Origin of the sequence: Xanthovirga aplysinae (assembly GCF_009711365.1) — a bacterium.
GTDB lineage: Bacteria > Bacteroidota > Bacteroidia > Cytophagales > Cyclobacteriaceae > Xanthovirga > Xanthovirga aplysinae.
The window spans coordinates 1-9,958 of the sequence record NZ_SMMB01001161.1 but is presented as its reverse complement, the minus strand read 5'-3'; the positions used below and the strand labels follow the sequence as shown (position 1 = coordinate 9,958).

The following is a 9,958-nucleotide window of genomic DNA, read 5'->3' as shown; positions in this document are numbered from 1 at the left end:
ACAAGTTTAGTCCATCTTCCATTATTGTTAAAACTTACAAAAAGGTCGCTATCTCCAAAACCATCTTCATGGTTAAAGCTTACAAAAATGACAAATGATTCATCAGGAGCCACCACAGGATCAAAATGTTTCGGACTATTAAAAGACAGTTTTTTGGCTAAGCCATAATTTCAATTCTTATTTTCCACATAATATATGTCTCCGTCCCTTGTACTGTCACTTGCATAGAAATATAAATTCCCATTTATTGAATAGCTGGGATAAACCGGTACAGGTTGGCCATAAAAATCTCCCTCAAAAAGAACCGCTTCTTTTGCTTTATCAAAAGGAGGTAAAACCTACCAAAGAGAATAGTCCTAGGACTTTTTTTGATATTTCAAAAGGCGTTCTGAAATAAAGATCATTTTACTTTGATCTGGATGAATAAAAGGATCCATATCTCTATATTTACCTGAAAAAGGAAAAAGTGTTCGTCCACCCCATTTTCCTTTCTTCTTGGTAGTAAATACAATTAAAATTCTTCTCCCTCCAGGTAATAAGGTTTTAGAAAAGAATGCCAAATCACCCTCCCTTGTGTGTGTAAAGTTAAACTCATAATCTTTAGAAGAAACGGTCCTCTCTCCTACCACCTTAGGATCATGAAAAACATCTTCAGGAGTTTGAGTCTGAACAAAAAAGGTTAATGGTAAAACCATCAATAAAATAAAAATAATCTTTCTCCCTTTTCAATTATTAAAATCCTCATCGCTTCGATTAAAAATTAGATAATCAAACATCCTCCAATTGGCTTTATCCTTACTTATTGCAAAGGTCATTTTGAAGCGATCTGGACTCAACTTTTCGTAAACAAATCGTTCAAATTGAATATCTCCATTGGGAAGCTTCCTTTTTGTAGTGAGAATTAACTTATCATTTTTCCAGCCTTGACTTTCAAAACTTCGATGGCCTTTGAAATTATCAAAGATGTGAGCTTTAAATTCTCCTGTCCATTTGTCTACACCCCACATAGAAGTTGCCTTAAAGGAGGTTGGGGGCCCATCGGTGTGGTGATATATCATCCATGTGCCGTCTAAGGTCATTTCAAAACTTAGATCTGCCTGAATGGACATTCCACTAGCGAACTCTCCTTGGCCATGCCACTTTCCCGTGAAGAAAGAAATAAAATCTTCAGGAAATCGCTTCTCCCCATCTCTTTTCTGAGCATGAATTAAATTAGAATTATTTAATAGAAAGAGAGTAATCAAAAAGGAAAAAAAACTTATTTTTTTCATAATTATTGGGGTTATGTAAAAAAATACTTAATAATTACTCTCAATTATTTCCAAAAAACCATTCGCCCATAATTATGGATAAACAGCGTAATAATATAGTTTTGAAATTATGGTAAATCATCTATTTTCCTGTTAATTCTTTTACTACATTTCCTAGCTCATCCAAGATTTCGAAATTTTGTTATTTGCCTTTTTCATTATCATTCTTTAATTACTACTTACAACTAACGTGTTGGATATACACATAGTAATAAATGGGATAAAGGTACCACCTATGTTTACCCTTCCTCGCGCTGCTCTCCTTCATTAAAGCTTTAAAAAATGTAGCTGCAAGATTAAAGATTAATTCTTATTCAGAATTGTAAAAATACGAACTCCAATTCAAAACCTTGTTTTTTCTCTAAATAAAACCTGTACTCTTACTAGAATCCTGAACAAATCAAAATCCTGGATTAAGAGCCTGAATATTCTCGATATTGATCGCCCAAATATTTGGCAAACCGTTATTTAAATTATTTAACCCTTCAGCAAGCTCTTTTTCAAATTCCTCATTTGTAACTTGCCTGCTCCTAGGCGAAAAATCCCATTGCCCTACCATTCTCATTGAAGTAAAATACAAGGTTTTTCCATCAGTCGACAAACCTGGGTCCGAATCCCTCCCATATGAATTTATTTTGGGCCCCAGGTTTACTGCCTCCGACCATTTACCATTATTATTAAAGCTAACAAAAAGATCCGCTTGTCCATACCCACCTTCCCGGCTTCGGCTGGTAAAAATGATAAAGGATTCATCAGGGGCTACCACAGGATTCCCGTCCGTAGGTTTAGACCGATTGGCAAATAATTTTCTTGCTTTTCCATACTTTCCATCCTCATTTTTTACAAAATAAATATGTCCTTTAGAACTAAAATATAAATTTCCGTTAAGTGAAAAACTGGGATAAGTTGGTATCCCCACCTCGTAAAAATCCCCTTCCAATAATCTCGGCTCCTTTGTTTTTTCAAATGGAGGTAATACATACCACAGAGAAAAATCAGAAGGTTTCTTTTGATATTTTGAAGGTCGGTTAGAAATATATATCAATTTACTTTGATCCGGAGCAATAAAAGGATCTGCATCCCTATACCTTCCAGAATAGGGGGCCAGCTGTGGTTCACTCCATTTTCCATTTTTCTTTTCAGCATATACGATAGACATATGTCTCCAATCAGGTAATACAGCCTTTGAAAAAAAAGCAAGATCACCTTCTTCTGTAAGCGTAAAATTAAACTCAAAATCCTTTGAAGATATTACCCCCTCTCCCACCAACTCGGCATCTTTAAAGATATCAGCAGCTTTTTGAGAATATGCCAAATAAGCGTTTTGTAAAATGGTCAATAGAATAATTAAAATCTTTCTCATTTGTCAAAAATTAAAGTTTTAAAAATGGAATATAATTGGGGTTAGGTAGAATATTTAATTTTAAAGTCTCCTAGGGATACAAGCCTCCACTACCCAACAGATCTCCCACAAACCAATCAATTCACAAGCTAGGTTAAAAAAATATGGATGGGAGTCCGACGACTTCTTAAATCATTTTTCAGAGAAAATCATGAGGATTCACTAATTCGTTTAAAGACCAGATAGTCGACCATTCGCCAATTCTCATTATCACCACTAACTTCATAAGTCATCTTAAAACTATCCTGATTCAGTTTCTCATAAACAAAATGCTCAAAATAAGTTTTCCCACTAGAATGCGTTCTTTCAGCAAAAAGGACCAACCTTCCTTTTAACCAGCCCTCACTCGAAAATTTTCGATGACCTTTAAAGTTATCAAAAATGTAGGCGATAAATTCCCCAGTTTGATTATCTTTTCCCCACATAGAAGTAGCTTTAAAAGAATTTGGTTTCTTATCTATGTGGTGATATATAACCCAAGCGCTATCAAGGGTCATTTCAAAACTCAAATTGGCTTCAATAGGTTTACCACTAGCAAACTCTCCTGTTCCATACCACTTGCCAGTAAAGAAAGAAATAAAATCATTCCCCAATTCCTTTTCCACCTCATTATTCTGAGCATGAACCACTAAGTGACTATTTAACAATAAGGCCGTTAAGAATAATAAGTTTATTGCTTTCATATTGATAAGATTTATATAATTATGAACAGAAATATTTCTGGATTTTTTCGGCAATATCCTATTTCAGATATAAGCTTTTGAATTCCCTAAAAATGATTCCAAACAAAACCCCAAGTAAAAAAATAACATGCAGAACTTCTTAGCTGCCATATTATCTATCTCGATAAAATATCTGATAAGTACAGCCAAGCGACATTATAATTTGCACCATACATTTATTAACCTGAAATAGAATAATTCTTAAACATTATTACTTGTGACTAGAGAATTAAAAAGGGTGGGGTTTACCCAAATCTTATACCTATACAACTCCCCAAATTTCTCTTCCATTTTATAGGTCAAATGGCTTTTCTTATCTAGCCACCAAATAGCGTAACCCTTTCCCTTCTCAAATTCGGTTTTCAATAACCAACAATCGACGTTTTTCCCATTTAATTGTAGTTTTTCCTCTCCTACTACTTCATAAGTATAGTAAGCAGGAGCAGATCCGCCCGGGTGATAAAAGTTGATAGCAAACTTCTTTCCTTTCCCTAAAGGAAGCATACTAAATGTTTCCATGTCCAGCTCCCAATTGAAAGGCTTTTCTTTGAAAGGCTGTTGGATTTTCTTTGTATTGTGCTCCAAGGTATCTGCTGAACTAACTACCTTATTTTCTTCAAATAAAATGGTTTGACGATAACTTCTTCCTTTTCCAAAATGGGTACTATAATTAACTTTCTCACTGTCAGGAGCAAAGTTATCGGCCTTGACGACCATTTTCTTCGTTATAACCTTAGTACTGTCTGGGAATTGCCAAACCCAATCAAGAACAATAGAGGGTATACCCTTTACCTCCTTTTTTTGCAAATCTCTTTCCCAAAGATAAAAATTGTATTTTGGCCCATCTTTACTCCCTTGATTATATACTAGGTAATAATTTTTCCCAAAAGGCAGATGCTTCATTTTCAACATGCCATTATCGAAGGTTACGGTATCAACTTGTGCAAATACAGCTGTAAATAGAAGCACATTTAAAAATGGGATTAGGAGAAGCTTTTTCATAAAATTTTATCAATATACAACTTACGGTTAGTTTATAAGCTTTTGTAAGATTATTTACAATTTTTCTAAAAATTGGTCTTCTAGGTTTACCTTTAGTTGATAATCCGAAAAGATTATCCTTCTACAATGCCAAGGAAATCCTAGGTACTAATATCTCCTGGCCTTCTGAAGAAGTTTTATCCTCTTTATGACCTTTTACTTTGTCGTTTTACATTTATACAAAGAGAATAATAAATTCAATACCATACCCAGACTTTAGACCGATCGGCCATTATCACCATTTTTCTAGGTTTTTATTCGACCAAATGGATGAGAAGAAACTAAAAGGGGATCGATGGAAAAAAAGGGGGAATCCATGGATAATAGAGCCGATCTGTCGATCACCCATTCTCCAAGACATCCAAATTCTTAGAGATTTTCTCTACTCAAAGGAGATGCTATGGGTTCGAAGATAAGATAGGAAACGTTGGCGATAAGTTTCTCCTACCGAAATAGTTTTGTCCCCTATATCCACTTTATGGCGATAAACAGCACTTACGTTTTGCATACTAATGATATAGGAATTATGGATACGGATAAAATCAAATGAGGGGAGCTGCTCCTCAAGATTCTTCAACCGCTGTAAACAAACAATTTTCCCCTGTTTGGTATGGATGCTGGCATAATCCTTCATTCCCTCAATAAAAAGAATGTCGTTAAGATTCAGTTTAATAAAACGACTTCCTTCACGTAAGAAGATGTGCTCCTGGTCAGAGACCTTACTTGATGAGGAAGTATCGGTTAATGGCATGCTTTCCAAATGTGTTGAGGCTTTATTAATCGCTCTAAGAAAGCGATCAAAAGTAATCGGCTTTAGCAGATAGTCCACAGCATCCAATTCAAATCCCTCCACTGCATAATCGGAGAAAGCAGTAGTAAAAATCACTTTCGGTGGCTTTGGTAGAGTACGTAGCAAGGTAATACCACTTATTTCCGGCATATTGATGTCGAGCAGCAGTAAATCCACAGGTTGGCCCTGCAATACCTTCATGGCTTCAAAGGCATTTATACAACTTCCTTGTAACTGAAGAAATGGAAGTTTATTGACATACTCCTCTAATAGCTGTCGGGCATAGGGTTCATCATCCACAATAAGGCACCGTAACTTTCTTTCCATATTCTATCAGCTTAAGTTTAAATGTAAATTAACTTCATAAAAATCAACTTCGTCCAGAATATCCAGGCGATATTGATTGGCGTAGCTTAGTTCCAGTCTACGGCGCACATTCTGCAACCCCACTCCACTACTTTTTGAGAACTCATTCTGTTTCTTCAAGCCTTTGCTATTACCTAATTTAAAGAGGCATTCTTTTTCCTTGACCTCAATAAAAATTCTCACCCAGGAATCATTATCTCCCGTATTGATGCCATGTTTAAAAGCGTTTTCCAGGAAGGTCATAAAAATAAAGGGCGCTATCACTAGGGGTTCAACCGCTCCAATGACTTTAAAAGTGATTTCAGCTTTTTGACTCAAACGGATCTTTTCCAGATCAATGTAATGTTGCATATAAGTTATTTCCCTTTTTAAAGGAACCAACCTTTGGCTCCCATCAATAAGCATATAACGCATCATTTGAGCAAGGCGATCAACTACTTTGGGGGTATTATCGGACTTAGTGTACGCCAGGTAGTACAAATTATTCAGGGTATTAAAAAGAAAATGCGGGTTAATCTGAGCCCTCAAAAACTTCAATTCAGCAGCCATTTGCTGCTTTTCAAGCTCCTGCCTCTTTTTTTCCAGTACTAACCATTCCGTAGTAAACCTCAACAAACTCCCGAAAAACAACATAAAAAGAGTGCCCATGGTAAGCTGAAAAGATCGCTTAAGGGTGATTTCATAATTATATGACATTTCCTGTGAAAATACTTCAGAAATATAGCTTTCAAACCATAACCTACCTCCAACAACTAAGACTATTGGAATTATTAGCTTCAATAAATAGGGAGTTATCTTATACTTTCCGATAAATTTCGGTAAAAGAATAAAATAATTAAAGTAACAAATAGCCATATTAAAGAACAGTAACTCAAAAGTAATGATTAGGGCTACTTTTAGACTATTGTAATGACTAATATTGTATAGATTAAAGAAACCGTAAATTACCCAAAAAGAAATATGCAGCAACAGCAATAAATGCTTCCTTAAAAAAAATTTCATACCTTACCCAACTGAGTTCAAACCCTAAAGATAGGAAATTGGGTTTAATTTCAATCAAGAAATAAAGGACCTTCTATTTTGAGATGAAGTAAAACGGTTCAAAATGAAAAAATGTTTTATACTTTGTTCCTTTGTTCTTTTTTTGAAAAGCAGATTCAGCTCACAAGGAACTGAATCTGCTTTCGAACACTGTTAGACGGGCTTCCCTAAAAACGTTCATTCATTAAGATACAGGCATCTGTTACCCTGGCATATTGGTAATAGTCCACATATAGTATATTAGGAATTTTCCCAGAACCATTGGCTTGGATGTTTTTCATCTCATGGGAAAGTACTCGATTAGGCTCCGTAGAGTAAGACCAAACATCAGTAATAGGTGTAAGTGTCCAGGATAAAAGAAACATATCAGAAGGGGTATTCCCATCTGCGGCTATCCCGTTATATGCATTAAATTTATTCAGCTGATCGTTTCTCATGGTCCCATAATCTGTTGTATTCGAATACCTATCGAAAACCACCAAATCTCCTTTGTAAGCGTCACCGTTATTCCAATCCCTATAGGTATAAATTCCCTCTGCTGCATTGTTTATAGGATAATTCCCACTACAAAGGATAAGAACTTTTCCTCCTCCTTTTAGGAATCCAGATAGGCTTATTTCTCCTAGTCTAGCATTATTCTCATTCCGGAAAAGATAGGAACCCAGTTTATTTTGAATTTTATTGACCAATTCCACATAAGCATTGTCATTAAATTCATCATAATGAGAGAATTTTAATATGACCAATTCCTGATGACCTTCTGCCATATATTTTCTCACGTCATTCAGTACTTCATCAACAGGAGGTCCCGTAATAATACCATGGTGTATATTCCCGTCAGAACCAGGTCGAAGATCAAAATATCTCACCCCACCAGTAAGTTGTTGATATAAATTATGATCCTGGGTTTGTCCAAGACTGGTAGGGTACATCCCCGCATCATGAGAACCCGGCATAACAATTTCTCCAAGCGTTTTATGACCAATTGTTCCCATCATGTTGTACATCCAATTGGCATGGTCCGTTATCAAGGAACTAGAAGCCCAAAGCCCTGTAGCCAATTCACTTGCATCATGGGTCTGAATGGCATAATTTTCTTTTGCTGCTACAGAGGGATTATCTCCCTTATCAAAATATTGACTAGCACTAAAAGCTATGGTTCTTCCCCCTTCATTTACTTTTCCGGCCATACTATAGAGCTTATCGATCGAACTAGCCTTATGTACTTCTACTGCCATTCCACCAGCCGTTAGGGAAACCGAAGGAAGTGAACCAGTTGTATAAGCTCTTGAAGGTCCCCAGTCAATTCTTTTACTCCCTTCGTTCACCTTACCCACACGGTAGTATAAGGTTCCGGACCCATCATGAACTTCTATTGCAAGACCATTGTCGTCAATCGCTACAGAAGGGCTTTCTCCAGTATCATATAACACTGAACTTCCCCAACTAATCGTTTTATTTGAAGAGTTTACCTTTCCTACACGATAGTAAAGTCGGTTACTACTGCCGGAGCCTCTATGCACTTCCACTGCAATATTGTTATTATTTACCGCCACAGAAGGCGTACTGCCCGTATCATATTTTCTACTACTCCCCCATGAAACCGAGCTACCGTTAAGAATACCTACATGGTAATATAGATCGTTCGGATAAAAGAAATTATTGGTCCTATGCACTTCAATCACTACTGCTTTATCATTCATAGCCACTGAAGGTTCCTTTCCATTATCATACTGTTTACTACCAGTCCAGGAAATGGTGTTCTCTCTAATATTGCCTGTACGGTACCAAAGTGTATTATAGGTTTGAGATTTATGGACTTCAATCACCCTTTCATACTTATCAACAGCAACATCTGTTACTGCCCCATTATCATACTGCAAGGCCAAACCAAATTGAACATCCTTATAACCAGAAGGAGCTACAGATGGAGCTAATGAGAAATTCTCTCCTTCACTTGACACAATGGAAGGGGTTGAATTTTCAAAGGTTTCACAAGAAAAAAGGAAGATAGCTACAAAAATTATCTTCATAGATAAAGAAAAATAATGGATACAATGTTTCATAATATTTGTTAATTGGTTGAATTACAATCAATTAATATAACAAAAAAATTACATTTACCCAATAATATTTAATGTAAAGTATTTACACCTTTTTGTTAATTTAGTTAGAAACCATTTAAAAATTATCTACAAAAAATTTCCTTTTATGTATTTTGTAGAACATTAGTTATTTTATCATCCAATTTTCAAAACAATTGATTTTCAAGTCATGGATCTTAAAGATCTCCTTTTATTCTTCTTTAGTGCATTGGGGGCATTCAATGGGCTGATATTAGGCACATTTTTCCTTATTAAAGCCAGAAAAGAACAATTGTCTAACTATTTTTTAGGGGCTTTGCTTATTGTTTTGAGCGTCCAAATCGGAAAATCAGTTTTTTTCTATTTTAATCCACAATTACAAAAGATCTTCTTGCAAATAGGATGCTCCGCTTGTAGTTTTATTGGCCCCTTCCTATTCCTTTATTTAAAATCTGCACTTCATGGAGCAGAAAAAGCGAAGAAGCAATGGAAATACCATATTATTCCACTTGTAATTATTATGATTGGGATCGGTATTATCTACCCCTACCAAACTTATCCCACTTACTGGAGACAATATATATGTAAGGTTATTAACCTAGAATGGGCAGCTTATATCTTTGCATCAGCATTTCTTCTAAAGAATATACTTCGAAATATTCTTCTTAAGAGACAAAAAATTAAAAGCCCAGAAATATGGGTACTCAGTATTTATTTGGGGAATTTGATGATCATTTGTATTGCCTACAATTCTTGTAGATATATCTCCTATATTGTAGGAGCCCTTTGTTTCTCCTTTATCTTTTACTTACTATTACTTTTGTTTCTTTTTCGAAAGAAAATAAACGCTATTTTGTTCATTAATCCTCCAAAATACGGAGACAAAAAAATAATGGAGGAAGAAGCTAACCCTATGTTTGATCAATTAGAAAAATTGATGATGAGTGAAGAGTTATACAAAGACCCCAATCTAAAATTACAAGATGTAGCAAAAAAACTTAATGTTATACCACACCGTCTTTCACAGTTACTAAATGATAATTTAGGAAAAAATTTCACGCAGTTTGTCAATGAATATCGGATAAAGGAAGCTAAGAAATTACTCCAATTAAATCATGATTTCACTTTGGAGGCCATTGGTTATGACTGTGGTTTTAATTCAAAATCTACCTTTTTTGCCACTTTCAAAAAGTTGAATGGGA

Annotated in this window: 9 protein-coding genes; 1 reads left to right on the top strand and 8 read right to left on the bottom strand. The window is 35.4% G+C overall.

The annotated features are described in order from the left end of the window. Positions 1–356 precede the first annotated feature (356 nt). From E1171_RS15015 to E1171_RS14980, 8 genes are all read right to left on the bottom strand, one after another. Entirely contained in the window at positions 357–695 is a 339-nt protein-coding gene (locus E1171_RS15015) for a hypothetical protein (protein ID WP_155206862.1), read from the bottom strand. A gap of 30 nt (positions 696–725) precedes the next feature. After that, on the bottom strand, positions 726–1,271 hold the full coding sequence (locus E1171_RS15010; RefSeq protein WP_155206861.1) for a hypothetical protein: 546 nt from the start codon (positions 1,269–1,271) through the stop codon (positions 726–728). 439 nt (positions 1,272–1,710) lie between these two features. Beyond that, a complete protein-coding gene (locus E1171_RS15005; protein WP_155206860.1) occupies positions 1,711–2,673 on the bottom strand; it encodes a TolB-like translocation protein in 963 nt (320 codons plus the stop codon). A gap of 188 nt (positions 2,674–2,861) precedes the next feature. After that, the gene (locus tag E1171_RS15000) at positions 2,862–3,395 is read right to left on the bottom strand and encodes a DUF1579 domain-containing protein (protein ID WP_155206859.1); all 534 of its coding nucleotides are present in this window, start codon (positions 3,393–3,395) and stop codon (positions 2,862–2,864) included. Between the two features lie 240 nt (positions 3,396–3,635). Further along, the gene (locus E1171_RS14995; RefSeq protein ID WP_155206858.1) at positions 3,636–4,436 is read right to left on the bottom strand and encodes a DUF3108 domain-containing protein; all 801 of its coding nucleotides are present in this window, start codon (positions 4,434–4,436) and stop codon (positions 3,636–3,638) included. A gap of 421 nt (positions 4,437–4,857) precedes the next feature. Next, positions 4,858–5,592 carry a LytR/AlgR family response regulator transcription factor gene (locus E1171_RS14990; protein WP_155206857.1) on the bottom strand — a complete coding sequence of 245 codons (735 nt, stop codon included), beginning with the start codon at positions 5,590–5,592 and terminating at the stop codon, positions 4,858–4,860. 6 nt (positions 5,593–5,598) lie between these two features. Next, positions 5,599–6,633, bottom strand: a complete 1,035-nt coding sequence (locus tag E1171_RS14985; RefSeq protein ID WP_155206856.1) for a sensor histidine kinase — start codon at positions 6,631–6,633, stop codon at positions 5,599–5,601. Positions 6,634–6,839: 206 nt separating this feature from the next. Continuing rightward, positions 6,840–8,705, bottom strand: a complete 1,866-nt coding sequence (locus E1171_RS14980) for a PI-PLC domain-containing protein (protein ID WP_155206855.1) — start codon at positions 8,703–8,705, stop codon at positions 6,840–6,842. A gap of 241 nt (positions 8,706–8,946) precedes the next feature. Here E1171_RS14980 and E1171_RS14975 point away from each other — a divergent pair. Further along, positions 8,947–9,958: helix-turn-helix domain-containing protein (locus E1171_RS14975; protein ID WP_155206854.1), on the top strand; the 1,012-nt coding region annotated here is incomplete at its 3' end.